Annotated in this window: 13 protein-coding genes; 4 read left to right on the top strand and 9 right to left on the bottom strand. The window is 72.1% G+C overall.

Annotated features, from left to right (window positions below; genetic code table 11):
- Nucleotides 1–367: 367 nt before the first annotated feature.
- The 3 genes from ACFE76_RS16340 to ACFE76_RS16330 form a co-directional block, all read right to left on the bottom strand.
- Complete coding sequence (locus ACFE76_RS16340; RefSeq protein ID WP_375432835.1) at nucleotides 368–670, bottom strand: DUF4193 domain-containing protein; 303 nt, start codon at nucleotides 668–670, stop codon at nucleotides 368–370.
- A 126-nt stretch (nucleotides 671–796) separates the two neighbouring features.
- The gene (locus ACFE76_RS16335) at nucleotides 797–2,839 is read right to left on the bottom strand and encodes a prolyl oligopeptidase family serine peptidase (RefSeq protein WP_375432834.1); all 2,043 of its coding nucleotides are present in this window, start codon (nucleotides 2,837–2,839) and stop codon (nucleotides 797–799) included.
- Nucleotides 2,836–4,026, bottom strand: a complete 1,191-nt coding sequence (locus ACFE76_RS16330) for a ferrochelatase (RefSeq protein WP_375432833.1) — start codon at nucleotides 4,024–4,026, stop codon at nucleotides 2,836–2,838. Before ACFE76_RS16330 ends, ACFE76_RS16335 begins: the two co-directional genes overlap by 4 nt.
- Before the next feature lie 28 nt (nucleotides 4,027–4,054).
- On the opposite strand from ACFE76_RS16330, the gene ACFE76_RS16325 reads away from it, so the two are divergent.
- Nucleotides 4,055–5,251, top strand: coding sequence for an MFS transporter (locus tag ACFE76_RS16325; RefSeq protein WP_375432832.1), 1,197 nt, complete (start codon nucleotides 4,055–4,057; stop codon nucleotides 5,249–5,251).
- A 217-nt stretch (nucleotides 5,252–5,468) separates the two neighbouring features.
- Here ACFE76_RS16325 and ACFE76_RS16320 read toward each other — a convergent pair whose 3' ends face one another.
- The 5 genes from ACFE76_RS16320 to ACFE76_RS16300 all read right to left on the bottom strand — a co-directional run bounded on the left by ACFE76_RS16320 (nucleotide 5,469) and on the right by ACFE76_RS16300 (nucleotide 10,810).
- Entirely contained in the window at nucleotides 5,469–6,872 is a 1,404-nt protein-coding gene (locus ACFE76_RS16320) for a sugar nucleotide-binding protein (protein WP_375432831.1), read from the bottom strand.
- Complete coding sequence (gene rfbB / locus ACFE76_RS16315; protein ID WP_375432830.1) at nucleotides 6,869–7,867, bottom strand: dTDP-glucose 4,6-dehydratase; 999 nt, start codon at nucleotides 7,865–7,867, stop codon at nucleotides 6,869–6,871. Before rfbB ends, ACFE76_RS16320 begins: the two co-directional genes overlap by 4 nt.
- A 99-nt stretch (nucleotides 7,868–7,966) precedes the next feature.
- Nucleotides 7,967–9,079, bottom strand: coding sequence for a sensor histidine kinase (locus ACFE76_RS16310; protein WP_375432829.1), 1,113 nt, complete (start codon nucleotides 9,077–9,079; stop codon nucleotides 7,967–7,969).
- Nucleotides 9,080–9,089: 10 nt separating this feature from the next.
- A complete protein-coding gene (locus ACFE76_RS16305) occupies nucleotides 9,090–10,259 on the bottom strand; it encodes a hypothetical protein (RefSeq protein WP_375432828.1) in 1,170 nt (389 codons plus the stop codon).
- 11 nt (nucleotides 10,260–10,270) lie between these two features.
- A complete protein-coding gene (locus ACFE76_RS16300) occupies nucleotides 10,271–10,810 on the bottom strand; it encodes a hypothetical protein (protein ID WP_375432827.1) in 540 nt (179 codons plus the stop codon).
- A 157-nt stretch (nucleotides 10,811–10,967) separates the two neighbouring features.
- On the opposite strand from ACFE76_RS16300, the gene ACFE76_RS16295 reads away from it, so the two are divergent.
- From ACFE76_RS16295 to ACFE76_RS16285, 3 genes are all read left to right on the top strand, one after another.
- Nucleotides 10,968–11,621, top strand: coding sequence for a response regulator (locus ACFE76_RS16295; protein WP_375432826.1), 654 nt, complete (start codon nucleotides 10,968–10,970; stop codon nucleotides 11,619–11,621).
- Between the two features lie 19 nt (nucleotides 11,622–11,640).
- On the top strand, nucleotides 11,641–12,519 hold the full coding sequence (rfbA, locus tag ACFE76_RS16290; RefSeq protein WP_375432825.1) for a glucose-1-phosphate thymidylyltransferase RfbA: 879 nt from the start codon (nucleotides 11,641–11,643) through the stop codon (nucleotides 12,517–12,519).
- 84 nt (nucleotides 12,520–12,603) lie between these two features.
- Nucleotides 12,604–13,785 carry a benzoate/H(+) symporter BenE family transporter gene (locus tag ACFE76_RS16285; protein WP_375432824.1) on the top strand — a complete coding sequence of 394 codons (1,182 nt, stop codon included), beginning with the start codon at nucleotides 12,604–12,606 and terminating at the stop codon, nucleotides 13,783–13,785.
- 49 nt (nucleotides 13,786–13,834) lie between these two features.
- Here ACFE76_RS16285 and ACFE76_RS16280 read toward each other — a convergent pair whose 3' ends face one another.
- Nucleotides 13,835–14,224: a cupin domain-containing protein gene (locus ACFE76_RS16280; RefSeq protein ID WP_375432823.1), complete on the bottom strand. Its 390-nt coding sequence runs from the start codon at nucleotides 14,222–14,224 to the stop codon at nucleotides 13,835–13,837.
- Nucleotides 14,225–14,242: the final 18 nt, after the last annotated feature.

The following is a 14,242-nucleotide window of genomic DNA, read 5'->3' as shown; positions in this document are numbered from 1 at the left end:
TCGTGGGGCGGGAGCGAAGCGACCACCAGCCCTCGCGGCGAGCGATGTACGGATCGTGGGGCGGGAGCGAAGCGACCACCAGCCCTCGCGGCGAGCGATGTACGGATCACCGCCTCGCGCCTGGAGGACGCGAGGCGGCTTTCTGTCCGGTCTGACTGCCCCCAATCAGCCCGGCACATCTCGGCAGCTCCGGCAGACGGGGAGCAGGCCTGGCGTCGGAACAGGATGATCACCGACGACAAAGAACTGGCCTGCACCCTGGTTGTCGAAAACCAGAAGTGCAAGCCAAGTTGATCATGGGAGCCCGCCTGCGGCTAGAACCCTTATCCAATTGTGATGTAGCGCTGCCGCCAGGGCTGACCGGCTCTCAGCCGGCGCAGTCGAAGCAGAACTCGTCGCCGTTCGCCCGCTCTTCGGCGATCTGGCTGCGGTGCCGGACCAGGAAGCAACCGGCGCAGGTGAACTCGTCGGACTGCCGCGGCAGCACCCGGACGGTGAGCTCCTCGTGCGACAGGTCAGCACCGGGGAGCTCGAAGGCCTCAGCGGCCTCCGCCTCGTCCTCGTCGACCTTGCCCGAGTTCTTGTCGTTGCGACGAGTCTTCAGCTCTTCGATGCTGTCTTCGTTCATCTCTTCGTCGGTCTTGCGAGGGGCGTCGTAGTCGGTCGCCATCTCACTCCTTCCAGGGCGGTTCCCCGCCCAGCGTTCGTTTGCCCGTCACACGGCAGTTCCGCGATTCGCGAGCGCATGCCTATCACACTGAGCCGAGTCGGCGCTGCTCTGGAGCTCTCGCGCCCCCTACAACGCAGCCGGCCGCACGAAATTCCCACCCCTGACGTGGGTGTCCAGGAAGCTCAGGACCGCCTCGTACCAGATCACCGCATGCTGCGGTGAGAGCACCCAGTGGTTCTCCTCGGGGAAGTACAGGAACTTGTGCGGCAGCTCCTCCTCGGGTCCGTCGTGGCGGCTGACGAGGTCGCGCCACAGCGCGAGCCCCTCCGAGATGGGCACCCGGTAGTCGCGGTCACCGTGCACCACCAGCATCGGCGTCGTGATCTGGTCGGCGAACCGGGCGGGCGAGGCCCGGTGCCGCATCTCGGGCGTCAGCTCGATCTCCCAGGCCCACGGGTGGTCGGTGGTCCGCAGGAAGGTCTCCAGGTCCCACAGGCTGGCGTGGCTGACCAGGCAGCGGAACCGGTCGGTGTGGCCGGCGATCCAGTTGACGAGGTAGCCGCCGAAGGAGCCCCCCATCGCGGCGGTCCGCTCGCCGTCGATGTCGGGCCGCTGCTCGACGAGGTCGGTGATCCTCATCAGGTCGGTGTACGGCGTGTCGCCCCAGTGGGTCCAGCCGCGGGCGATCATCGCGCGGCCGTAGCCGGTGGACAGCGCCGGGTCGGGCAGCAGGACGGCGTACCCCTGGGCGACGAGCAGCCACGGGTTCCAGCGCCACGACCAGGCGTTCCAGGAGCTGAACGGACCCCCGTGCGCCCACAGCACCAGCGGCGCCGGGGTGCTCCGCGACGCGGTGGCGGGGGTGAGCAGATAGCCGCGGACCCGGGCGCCGTCGGTCGCGAGCACCTCGACGTTCTCCATCCGGCCTGGCGGCAGCGGGTAGTCCACCGGTCGCGGCAGCACCGTCACCACCCCGGTGGCGGTGTCGACCGCCACCACCGAGCCCGGGTCGCTGTAGTCGCTGCGGAGCGCGTAGAGGGTGCGGCCGTCGGCGGCGAGCCGGACCGCGGTGTGGGCGCCGAGGTCGGTCAGCCGGCGACGGCGGCCGTCGGCCACCGCGACCTCGTACACCGGGGCGTGGCCGTTCTCGTCGACGGTGACGTAGACGTACGCGCCGTCGGCGGAGAACGCGGCGGGAACGGGCCAGCGGTCCCAGTCGGCCGCGAGCACCTCACCGGCACCGGTGGCGACGTCGATCAGGTAGAGCCGCTGGTCGGCCGGCTCGTCGGCGGTGCCGCGGGAACGGCGGACGCAGACCACCTGGCGGCCGTTCGCGGAGATCCGCGCCGCGGAGAAGTCGTGCTCGTCCGTCGCCGCCGCCAGGATCCGCGGCTCGGCCGTCTCGACCAGGTCGAGCAGCGCGATGGAGGTGCGGACGACGCCCCGCGGGCCGTTGACGGCCCAGGTGACCACGGCCCGTTCGCCGGCGGCGTCGAGGTCCGGCGCCGAGTCCAGCGCCCGGCCGGGGGTGACGAGCACCCGGAGTGCGGCGGGGTCGAGCGCGTCGGCAGCCGTGAGCGGTTCGGCGACGCCGTCCAGGTCGGCGCTGAGCAGCCGGGGTCCGCCCGGCCCGAGGTCGTGGTCCCAGTGCCGGACCGGGGCGGCCTCGTGCAGCAGGGCGGTGACCGTCCGGTCGCGCCGGGCCGCCTGGGCGGTCTCGTCCTCGGCCACCGTGGTCGCGCCGGTCATCAGCTGGGCCCCGAGCACGACCCGGAAGCTCTGCCGTGCCGTGGTCACCGACTCCCAGGCGCCGCTGCGGCGGGTCAGCACGTACGCCTCCCCGCTGGCGGGCAGGCACCAGACGGCCCGAGACTCCCCGGCCCCGTCGGCCGTACCGCCGGGCACCGGACGCGAGGAGGTGAAGAGCAGCCGGCCATCCGGCAGGAAGGCGGCCGCACCTTCCCCCTCGACGGACCGGGTCAGCCGGCGGGGCGGCGCCGCGCCCGTGGGGTCGAGCTGCCACCACGCGGACCGGAAGCCGGTCGCCTCGGCGTCCAGGGTGGAGACCGCGACCAGCACCTCACCGCTCGGCCCGGTCAGCAGGTCGGTCAGCCGCGGTAGGGCGACGTAGGCCTGCAGGTCGGTCCAGGGTTGAGTCGGTTCGCTCATCCGGCGGCGCCGGCCGTGGCCGGGGCCACGGTTGCGGCGTCGGACCGCCGGCCCGCGGCCTGGCAGAGGGTGGGGCGGTCGGGCTGCCGGGCGTTCACGCAGCAGTCGGGCTGGCAGTCGTACCAGCCGACGACCCCGCCCTCGACGACCGGTCGGTCGGGCTGCTCGCCGCGGGTGGCGGCGGCGCGCTCGACCAGCAGGTCGACCAGGCCGCTCACGAAGGCCGGGTGGGTGCCGGCGGTGGCGGCGCGGGCGAACGTCAGCCCGAGCTCGGCGGCGGTCTCGGCGGCTTCGGTGTCGAGGTCGTAGATGACCTCCATGTGGTCGGAGATGAAGCCGATCGGGATCACCACCACCCCCGGCACCCCGGCCGCCTTCAGCTCGGTCAGGTGGTCGTTGACGTCCGGCTCGGCCCACGGCTGGCCGGGCGGGCCGGACCGGGAGCAGAACGCCAGGTCACCGGTGTAGTCGCGGCCCCGGCGGGCGCTGACCTGTCGCGTGACCTCCGCGGCGACGGCGAGGTGCCAGTCGACGTAGCCACCGTTGGCGCTCCGCGGCGGCGGACCGGAAGCCTCGGCCATGGTCGTCGGGATGGAGTGGGTGACGAAGACGAGCCGGGCGGCTTCACCCTCGGCCGGGTCGGCGTCCTCCCCCAGCGACTCCAGGGCCGCCAGGGTCGCGTCGACCGACGCGGTGACGAATCCGGGGTGGTCGGAGTAGTGCCGGATCTTGTCCACGGTCACGCCCAGCTCGGCGGCCCCGCTGCCCTGGACGGCGTCGTAGAGGTTCTCCCGGTACTGCCGACACGAGCTGTACGAGGGGTACGCGCTGGTCAGGACGGCGAGCACCCTCCGGTGTCCGGCGGCCGCGAGCGCCTTGATCTCGGTCTCCAGGTAGGGGTCCCAGTTCCGGTTGCCCCAGTAGAGCGGGGTGGCAAGGCCGCGACCGTCCAGCTCGGTACGCAGGGCGCCCAGCAGGGCGCGGCACTGGTCGTTGATCGGGCTGCGACCGCCGAACAGGAAGTAGTGCTCGCCCACCTCGACGAGACGTTCACGTGGGATACCCCGACCCTTGGTGACGTTCTCGAGGAACGGCACCACGTCGTCCGGCTGCTCGGGACCGCCGAAGGAGACGAGAAGGACCGCGTCATAGGGGTCGAGTACGGTCGGGGCGGCTGGAGAGGTCACCAGCGAATCTTGTCAGAGGAGGAAAAACGTGCCCGCCGGTCTGGGTGCCTACCGGGTCGTGCTGGCCGACCCGGCCGCACGGGCTTTCAGCCTCGCCGCCCTGGTCGCGCGGCTGCCGATCTCGATGACCGGTATCGGCATCGTGCTGCTGGTCTCACTCGAGTCGGGGTCGTTTGGTCGCGCTGGGCTGGTGACCGGCGCCGGCACCATGACCGCGGCCGTCAGCGCCCCGCTGTGGGGCCGGGCGGTCGACCGGCTGGGGCAGGCGTCGGTGCTCGTCACCGCGAGCCTGGTCTGGACGGTCGCCCAAGGGCTGCTGGTCACCGGCGTGCTGCTCGGCTGGCCCTTCGGAGCCGTGGTGGCGGCCGCGGTCGGTGTCGGACTCGGGTTCAGCTCGGCCGGCTCGGCGGTGCGGGCCCGCTGGAACCACCGGCTGCAGGGATCACCGCTGCTGGACACCGCGTTCGCGTTCGAGGCGGTCCTCGACGAGGTCGTCTTCATCGTGGGCCCGGTGCTGGTCACCTTCCTGGCCACCCGCATCCACCCGGCCGTGGCGCTGGGGGTCAGCGCCGCGCTGGGTCTGGTGGGCGCGCTCGCCCTGGCCGCGCAGCGGGGTACTGAGCCGCCGCGTCAGCCCCGGCGGACGGCCGACACCGTCCGGGCCCGGATCGACCCGGGTGCGCTGGCCCCCGTCGTGGTCGCCTCGGTCGCTCTCGGCGCGATCTTCGGCGGGATGGAGGTGGTGATCGTGGCCTTCGCCACCGAGAGCGGGGTGCTGCCGTGGGCGGGCGCCATCTTGATGGCCTGGGCGGTCGGCTCGCTGCTGGCCGGGGTGGTCGCCGGCACCCTCACCTGGCGGCGGTCCCCGGCCGCCCGGTTCCGGATCGGCGCCGCCTGCCTCGCCCTGTCGCTGCTGCCGCTGCCGTGGCTGCACGCGCCTCTGCTGCTCGCCGCCGTGCTCGTGGTCGGCGGGATGGCCATCGCTCCGACGATGATCGCTTCGGTGAGCGTCACCCAGGCGGCCGTCCCGCACTCGCGGCTGACCGAGGCCCTCGCCTGGAGCTCGACCGGGCTGGCCGGCGGGCTCGCCGTCGGGGCCGCCGCGATGGGGCTGCTCATCGACCGCGGGGGCTCCCAGCTGGGCTTTGCCGGGGTCGTGGGCGCCGGGGTCCTGCTGACCGTGGCCGCGCTCGGGGTCCGCGCCCGGCCCGTGGCCGCTCCCTGAGCCGGTCGAAGGGCGAGTCCAACGCGTTCCGAACGTGTCGAGGGCCTCGAAGAGGTTGCGCCTCTCTTGGCCATGACCTAGCAGAACGCGCACCCCTGCTGAGCCCGACAGACTGTGAGTTTGTGTCCCGACTACGAGACCTTCACTCACACTCTGTGCGTGGAACTCAAGACGTTCTCGCGGTGAGCGCAAGCCCTTCGCCGGCTTCCAACCAAGCTCAGGGCGAGACGGTCTCCAGGTACGCCTTCAGCTGGTCGGTGGCGAGACCAGGGACGAAGCCGGTGGCTTCGAGCTTGGCCAGGGCCAGCGCGCTGTGCTGCGGCCGGGGGGCCAGCGTCTTGCCCTCCCCGTACGTGGCGGTGCTCACCGGCGTCACGTCGGTCGCCGACCGGCCGCGGGCGACGAACACGGCCGTCGCGATGTCGGCCCAGCTCATCACCTCACCGGCGCCGCTGACGTTGTAGGTGCCGTACGGCGCCCCGCTGGTCAGCAAGTGGTCGACCGCCCGGGCGATGTCGGAGGTGAAGGTCAGCCGGCCGTACTGGTCGTCGACCACCCCCGGGGAGATGCCGCGGTCGGCGAGCGAGGCCATGGTGGCCACGAAGTTCTTGCCCGCGCCGATCACCCAGCTGGTCCGCAGGATGTAGTGGGCGGGCAGGGTCGCCACGAGCGCGTCGCCCGCGGCCTTGGTCTGGCCGTAGACCCCGAGCGGGCTGAACGGCTCGTCCTCGGTGTGCTCGGCTTGAGTGCCGTCGAAGACGTAGTCCGAGGAGACGTGCACCAGCGTGCAGCGGTGCTCCCGGGCCGCCCCGACCAGCGCCGCGACGCCGGTCACGTTCGCCGCCCAGGCATCCTTGCGGCCCTCGGGCGTCTCGGCGGCGTCGACGGCGGTGTAGGCGGCCGCGTTGACCACCACCCCGTACGGCGCGAAGTCGAACGCCGCGACCGACGCTGGGTCGGCGAGGTCGAGCTCGGCCCGGGTGACGGCGGTGGCGTGCGGCCAGGCGGCGCTCAGGGCCTGGCCCAGCTGGCCGCCGGCCCCGACGACGAGGGTCTTGGCCGCAGGCATCGGCACCACGTCGGCCAGCCGCGGGTGCGCCCGGTCGGCGTCGGAGAGCTCGGCCTGCGCCAGCGGGATCGGCCAGGCGATGGCCAGCGTCTCGTCGGCGAGGTTGACAAAGGTGTAGGAGTCCTTGGCGGCGAGGCTCCAGTGGTCGTTGACCAGGTAGGAGTAGGCGGTCTCGTCCTCCAACGTCTGGAACGCGTTGCCCACCCCACGGGGCACGAAGACGGCGGTCTCGGGCCCGAGCTCGAGGGTGACGCAGGTGCCGAAGCCGGGGCCCGGACGCAGGTCGACCCAGGCGCCGAAGATCCGGCCCCGGGCGAGCGAGACGAACTTGTCCCACGGCTCGGCGTGGATGCCCCGGGTGGCCCCGGCCGCGGTGTTGAACGAGACGTTGTTCTGCACCGGACCAAAGTCGGGAACGCCGAGGTCGACCATCTTGCGCCGCTGCCAGTTCTCCTTGAACCAGCCGCGGTTGTCCGCGCGGACGTCCAGCGCGACCACGAGCAGGCCGTCGATCGCGGTCGGGGTGACGCTCAGGGCAGCCACCGGCGTCACTGTCCCTGGGTGGCGTACTTGGCCTCGGTCGCGGCCTTCTGCGGTCGCCACCAGGCCTCGTTCGCCTGGTACCACTCGATGGTGGCCGCGAGCCCCGCGTCGAAGTCGGAGTAGGCCGGCGTCCAGCCGAGCTCGGTGCGCAGCTTGGTCGAGTCGATGGCGTAGCGCAGGTCGTGGCCGGGTCGGTCGTTGACGTGGTCGTAGGCGTCGCGCGGCTGGCCCAGCAGCTCGAGGATCGTCTCGACGACCTGCAGGTTGTTGCGCTCGCCGTCCGCGCCGATCAGGTAGGTCTCCCCGATCGTGCCGTCCGCCACGATCCGCAGCACCGCCGAGCTGTGGTCGTCGGCGTGGATCCAGTCGCGGACGTTGGTGCCCGCCCCGTACAGCTTGGGTCGACCACCGTCGATCACGTTGGTGATCTGGCGCGGGATGAACTTCTCCACGTGCTGGAACGGCCCGTAGTTGTTGGAGCAGTTGCTGATGGTCGCCTGGACGCCGAACGAGCGCACCCACGCCCGGACCAGCAGGTCCGAGCCCGCCTTGGTCGAGGAGTAGGGGCTGGACGGGTTGTAGGGCGTCGACTCGGTGAAGCGTTCGGGATCATCGAGCTCGAGATCGCCGTAGACCTCGTCGGTGGAGATGTGGTGGAAGCGGACCTCGGCGTGCCGGACCGCCTCGAGCAGGGTGTAGGTGCCGATCAGGTTGGTGGTCAGGAACGGCGAGGGGTCCAGCAGGGAGTTGTCGTTGTGCGACTCGGCGGCGAAGTGCACCACCACGTCGCTGTTCGCCACGAGCTGGGCCACCAGCCGGGCGTCGCAGATGTCGCCCTTGACGAAGGTGAAGCGGTCAGCGGGCAGACCCTCGACCGACTGCGGGTTCCCGGCGTACGTCAACAGGTCCAGCACCGTCACCGTCGCGTCGGTGTGCTTGAGCAGGTGCCGCACGAAGTTGGAGCCGATGAAGCCCGCGCCGCCGGTGACCAGGTACGCCGTCACCGTGAGCCCCCCTGCGGACGTCGAAGGTCAGCCGGGCTGTGGGGGGTCGCCATGGCGGACATCCTAAGCGCGAGAGGCCCCGGTGCTTCGGCGCTCGGCTCACCCTGCGGGAAGACGGGCCTCGACGGCCCACCCGCCCACGGCGGTCGCCCCCGCGTCGAACTGCCCGCCGAGCGTCCGGACCCGCTCCCGCAGACCGATCAGGCCGCGAGCGGTACCGGCGAGCGGCGACTCGGACTGCGGGGTGCGGTCGTTCTCGACCCGCACCCTCAGACCACGCCCTTCGCCGTCCACGCTGATCACGACCCGGACGTCGGCGCCGGGGGCGTACCGCAGAGCGTTCGTCAGGCTCTCCTGCACGACCCGGAAGGCCAGGTGGCCGACGGGCTCGGACACCTGATCGCGGTCCCCCTCGAAGCGACAGGTGACGTTCAGCCCGCTGCGAACGGCCCGGGCGACCACCTCGTCGACGAGCGACAGGTCCGCGCCGCCACGCTCGCCGCCCTCCAGCAGCTCGATCAGCCGCTCGACGTCCTGCCCGCCCTGGCGCGCCGACTCCGAGATGGCCGCGAAGGCCGCTCGCGCCCGGACCGGGTCGGCGTCGACCAGTCGCTGCCCGGCGGCCGCCTGGATCACCATCACGCTGATCGCGTGGCCGATGATGTCGTGCAGCTCGCTGGCGATCCGTGCTCGTTCGTGACGCAGGGCGATCTCGGCGAACAGCTCGCGCTCCTCCTCGAGCTCGGCCGCCCGCCGCGCCAGCTCGTCGGCAGTCTCCTGCCGCAGCCGCAGCACCGTCCCGGCAACGTAGGGGGGCACGGTGAACATGAGCGCCGCGACCCAGCTGTCCGTCCCGCTGTGCACGTAGAACGCCACGAGGTAGAGCGCGCCGCAGCCGGCCGCCACCCAGGCCGAGCGGCCCGACCAGCCGAGGGCGAGCACGGCAAAGCTGGCGGAGAAGAGCGCGATCCCCGTGTCGGGAAACCAGCCGATCTGGGTGACGGTGAGCAGGAAGGCCGTGAGCGCCACCGTCGACGCGACGCGCGGACGGCGGCGCCAGCCGACCAGCGCCAGTCCGCCACCGATCACGATGAGGGTGGTGAGGTTGCCGCGGAGCGTCGTCGGCCAGCCGTGCAGCGCCGTCGGCAGGGCGACGAGCAGCAGCACGGCGACGGCGATCGCCGCTCCCTCCACCCGTAGCCACCGGCTCACGAGGAGCTCGCTAGGCCAGGACGGGTAGCTGGGCGACGGCGCGGGCCCGGCCGCGACTGACCCGTACGTCCAGCGAGCCGCCGAGGAACGCGGCACGCTCGCGGGCCCGGGCCACGGCAGCCTTGAGGTCGGCGGTCCGGCCGACGAGCCCGTCGACCCGGATCTCGAGCGCGTGGTCGTCGAACCGCACGCCTACCTCGACGCGGGAGTCCGGCTGGTCGGCGAGCACGCTGACCAGGTGCTCGACGATGCGGTACGCGGACAGCTCGACGGCCGCCGGCAGGGAACGCGGGTCGCCGGCCACGGTCAGCCGCGCGTCCGCCCTGGTGTGCCGAGCCAACAGGGCGTCGAGGTGCGCGACCGTGGGCGCCGGCGCCAGCGCGACGTCGCCGCCCCGCAGCAGGCCGACGATCTCCCGCATGCCGTCGAGCGTCGCGCGGCTGTCGGCCTCGATCGAGGCGAAGAGCGCCTTGGCGTGGCTCCGGTCGAGCTCGGGGCCCGACTCGGCCGCCGTGGTGAGCTGACCGAGCCGCTCCCGGAGCAGCCCGTCGAGCTGGGACGAGAGCCGGGCCCGGTCACCGGCCACCTCCAGGGCCACCCGCTCGTCGCGCAGCCGCTGCAGCTCGAGCGTCCGTGCCTTGAGCTCGGCACTCATGGCCGTCCGGTGCCGGACCGCCCGGCCGATCCCGAAGACGATCAGCACGATCGGGAAGGCCAGCACGAACGGTTCGAAGCCGGTGGTCGCGTCCACCACCAGCACGGCGGCGGTCAGGAGCGTGCTGAGGCCGAGCGCGACCCACGCCCGCGCCCGGTCCAGGGACACCGCCCCCAGGTACGCCAGCACGAACGCGAGCGGGAGCCCGGCCCCGCAGCGGGTCACCCAGCCGAAGGCCAGGTCGTGCAGGATCATCACGGCCAGCGCGACCCCGGTGACGGCGATGACGCCACGCCGCCACCACAGCACCGAGAGTGGCGCCAGCAGGAAGACCGGCAGCATCAGCCACGAGTGCGACCCCATCGGGTGGATCATGACGTGGGCCGCCACCTGGCTGGCGACCTCGTCGTCGGCGACCTGGACGTTCTCGACCATCAACACGTAACCGAGCCCGGTGAGGGCTCCCGCCAGGAGCACGTCGAGGAGACGGATGTCCCGGAAGGTCCGGCGAAAGCCCTCACGCATCGCTCGACCCCTCAGGCGTGGACGTGCTCGACGGAGTCCAGCGTAGGTTCGGCAACCCGCTTGGCGCTACGGGCTTGCACGACCAGGCCGGCTGCGTAGCCCAGAGCGGCGGCGGGCAGTCCGACCGAAAGGCCGCCGAGGCCGCCGGTGGAGGAGTCGTGCACCAACACCACGATCTGCAGGGCGACGATGCCGACCAGCCCGATCAGCTGGTTCTGCTTGCCGCCGGCGAAGCGAGCCACGGCGTAGGCCATCGCCGCCGACAAGGGCAGCGCGAACCCGCAGCGGGTGAGCCAGCCGAAGGCCAGCAGGCTCGCGGCGATGACCACGAGCGAGACGCCGATCGCGGCCAGGATGTGGCGTCGCCGCCAGAGGATGGGCAGGGCGGCGAGGGCGAAGACCGGGACGATGAGCACGGACTGGGAGTCGAGGGGGTGCGCCAGGTCGTTGACCGGCCCCGCGGTGACGTTCTCGACCCCGAGGAAGACGGCGAGCGCGACCATGGCGGCCGCCAGCACGTAGTCCAGCGGTCGGATGCCGGTGGTGTTCATGGTGGTTGTCCTTTCGGTTCAGGGTCTGGGTGACCCCGTTGGGCCCAGACTTCCGTTGCGGGCGGGTCGTCCACGTCAGCACCGAGGATGATCATCACGGCCGACGTCATCCTTGAGGATGAGTCGCGGCAGGCCGTCCGGCGGTGAGAATGAGGGCGTGATCAGGGTCCTCATCGCCGACGACCAGGAGCTGGTGCGTACCGGCTTCCGGGTGATCCTGGAGGCCGAGGGCGACATCGCGGTCGTCGCCGAGGCCGACACCGGGCTCGAGGCGATCCGTCAGTCGGCGCTGACGAAGCCTCAGGTCGTGTTGATGGACATCCGGATGCCCGAGCTCGACGGCCTCGCCGCGACGGAGCAGATCCTGCGCCAGCCGGACCCGCCGACCGTCGTCGTACTCACCACGTTCGACCAGAACGCCTACATCTACCGGGCCCTGCGCGCCGGCGCCGCCGGGTTCCTGCTCAAGGACGCGCCTTCGTCCCGGCTCATCGCCGCCGTCCGCGCCGCGGCGACCGGGGACTCCCTCATCGAGCCGTCGATCACGCAGCGGCTGGTCGAACACTTCGCCGAGCCGGCGGTCACCCCCGGGGTCCCGGCTCGACTGGCAGCACTGACCGAACGGGAGCTCGAGGTGCTCCGGCTGGTCGCGCGCGGCCTGTCCAACGCCGAGCTCGCCGCCGAGATGGTGGTGGCCGAGACCACCGTGAAGACCCACGTCGCCCGCATCCTCGCCAAGCTCGGCGTCCGCGACCGGGTCCAGGCCGTCGTGGTCGCGTACGAGACGGGGTTCGTCAGCCGCGGGCGGTGAGGTGCCACACTGGTGCGCCATGCGAGGCATCATCCTGGCCGGCGGTTCCGGCACCCGGCTGCACCCGGTCACCTTGGGCATCAGCAAGCAGCTCGTCCCGGTGTACGACAAGCCGATGATCTACTACCCGCTGTCGACGTTGATCTTCGCCGGCATCCGGGACGTGTTGATCATCACCACCCCGCACGACGCCCCCGGTTTCGAGCGGCTGCTGGGCGACGGGTCGCAGTTCGGCATCTCGATCAGCTACGCGCAACAGCCCTCGCCGGACGGGCTCGCGCAGGCGTTCGTGATCGGGGCCGACTTCATCGGCAACGACCACGTGGCCCTGGTGCTCGGCGACAACATCTTCTACGGCCCCGGCCTGGGCACCCAGCTGCAGCGTTTCGCCACCGTCGACGGTGGCGCGGTCTTCGCCTACTGGGTGGCCGAACCGAGCGCGTACGGCGTGGTGGAGTTCGACGCCGAGGGCCGCGCGGTCTCGCTGGAGGAGAAGCCGACGAAGCCGAGGTCCAACTACGCCGTGCCCGGCCTCTACTTCTACGACAACGACGTGGTGCCCGTCGCCCGCGGGCTCGCACCCTCGCCGCGCGGGGAGTACGAGATCACCGACGTCAACCGGCACTACCTCGAGGCCGGCAAGCTGCAGGTCGGCGTGCTGCCGCGCGGCACCGCCTGGCTCGACACCGGGACGTTCGACTCGATGAGCGACGCCGGGAACTTCGTCCGCACCATCGAGGCCCGGCAGGGACTCAAGGTCGGCTCGCCCGAGGAGGCCGCGTGGCGGCAGGGCTTCCTGAGCGACGACGAGCTCGAGGAGCGCGCGACGAAGCTGCTCAAGTCCGGCTACGGCACCTACCTGGTCGAGCTGGTGCAGCGGCACCGGCAGTCACGCTGATCCGCACCACCCACTCCTCCTCCGAGTTGTCAGCGGCAGTGGCTGCTCGGGCGACCACGGGGGCTGACAGGTCGGGACGAGGCCGTGGCTGAGCGGGGACACACCCTCGGCGCGGTCCTGGCCGGCGTAGTCACCGCGGTGGTGGGCTTCTCGTCCTCGTTCGCGCTCGTGCTGACCGGGCTGACCGCCCAGGGGGCGAGCACGGCCCAGGCCGCGTCCGGACTGCTGGTGCTGTGCCTGGGCATGGCCGTCGGCATGCTGGTGCTGGCGCTGCGCTACCGGATGCCGCTCGTGCTGGCCTGGTCCACGCCCGGAGCCGCCCTGCTCGCCGGCGGGAAGGGTGCGGCGGGAGACTGGCCGGCCGCGGTCGGGGCCTTCCTCGTGGTCGCCGGACTGACCGCCCTCACCGGCTGGTGGCCCTGGTTGTCCCGCCGACTGGCCGCCATCCCGGGTTCGATCGCGAACGCGATGCTGGCCGGCGTGCTGCTGCCCATCTGCGTCACCGCGTTCACCACGCTGGGCCGCACGCCCCGCTACGCGGCCCCGATCCTGATCACCTGGCTGGTCGGCTACGCGCTGCTACGCCGCTGGGCCGTCCCGCTGGCCCTGGTCGCGGCGCTGGTCGTGGTGGCGCTGACCCTGGACGCCACCCCGACCACCGCCGCGCTGCTCCCGCAGCTGACCTGGACGACGCCCGTCTTCGACTGGCGGCTGGTGATCGGGCTGGCCGTGCCCCTGTTCCTGGTCAACATCGCGTCGCAGTACGCACCCGGGGTCGCGGTGCTGGGGACCTACGGCTACCGCGTCCCGTGGCGACCGACGATGCTCGTCACCGCCGGCGTGTCGGCCGCAGCGGCCCCGTTCGGCGGCCACGCCGTCAACCTGGCGGCGATCTCCGCCGCGCTGGCCGCCTCACCCGAGACTCACCCAGACCCTCGTCGTCGCTGGATCGCGGCCGTCGCCGCCGCCGGGAGCAACGTGCTGCTCGGGCTCGCGTCCGCCGCCGCGGCCTTCGTGCTCACCCATTCCCCGCCCGGGCTGGTGATCACCGTCGCGGCGCTCGCCCTGCTCGGGCCCCTCGGTGCCGCCCTCGAACGCTGCCTGGCCGAGCCGGACGACCGGGTTGCCGCCGTCGTCGCGCTGGTCGCCACTGCCTCCGGGATCAGCCTGTTCGGGGTCGGCGCAGCCTTCTGGGGCCTCACGTCCGGCCTGCTGGTCCGAGCCGTGCTCCGCTGGGTCGCCACCCACCGGAGTCTCAGCCGCTGACGGTGCTCGAGGAGCGTCGGAGCCAACCACGGTGGCGTCGGGGAGCTGGTCAGGCGGGCGGCTCGTCGAGGCCCGACTCCTCGAGCTGGTCGGCCTCTTCCTTGGTCTTGTGCACCGCGCCGTCGGCGTGCTCGGGCGGACCGTACACGGTGTAGAGGACCAGCGGGTTGGGGCCGGTGTTGACGAAGTTGTGCTTGGCCCCAGCGGGTACGCAGACGAGGTCGCCCTGGGCGACCTTGCGCTTGCTGCCATCCACGGTGGCCTCGCCGACGCCGCTGACGAAGGTGAGGATCTGGTCGGTCTCGGGGTGCACCTCGGCCCCGATCTCCCCGTCCGGCGGGATGGTCATGATGACCAGCTGGGTGTACGTGCCGGTCCACAGGACGCGGCGGAAGTCGGCGTTCTTCTCGGCCTCGGTGGCGATGGTCAGATGTTTCATGCTCCACTTCTACCTCGC

Source organism: uncultured Friedmanniella sp. (genome assembly GCF_964244005.1).
Lineage (GTDB): Bacteria > Actinomycetota > Actinomycetes > Propionibacteriales > Propionibacteriaceae > Microlunatus.
The sequence above is the reverse complement of the archived record's forward strand: the minus strand, read 5'-3'. Positions and strand labels throughout refer to the sequence as shown.

Excerpts from the sequence above, each read along its gene's own strand:
- ACFE76_RS16305 (WP_375432828.1), bottom strand. The coding sequence starts at position 10,259 with ATGCGTGAGGGCTTTCGCCGGACCTTCCGGGACATCCGTCTCCTCGAC.
- ACFE76_RS16280 (WP_375432823.1), bottom strand. The coding sequence starts at position 14,224 with ATGAAACATCTGACCATCGCCACCGAGGCCGAGAAGAACGCCGACTTC.
- ACFE76_RS16335 (WP_375432834.1), bottom strand. The coding sequence starts at position 2,839 with ATGAGCGAACCGACTCAACCCTGGACCGACCTGCAGGCCTACGTCGCC.
- rfbA (WP_375432825.1), top strand. The coding sequence starts at position 11,641 with ATGCGAGGCATCATCCTGGCCGGCGGTTCCGGCACCCGGCTGCACCCG.
- ACFE76_RS16340 (WP_375432835.1), bottom strand. The coding sequence starts at position 670 with ATGGCGACCGACTACGACGCCCCTCGCAAGACCGACGAAGAGATGAAC.
- ACFE76_RS16300 (WP_375432827.1), bottom strand. The coding sequence starts at position 10,810 with ATGAACACCACCGGCATCCGACCGCTGGACTACGTGCTGGCGGCCGCC.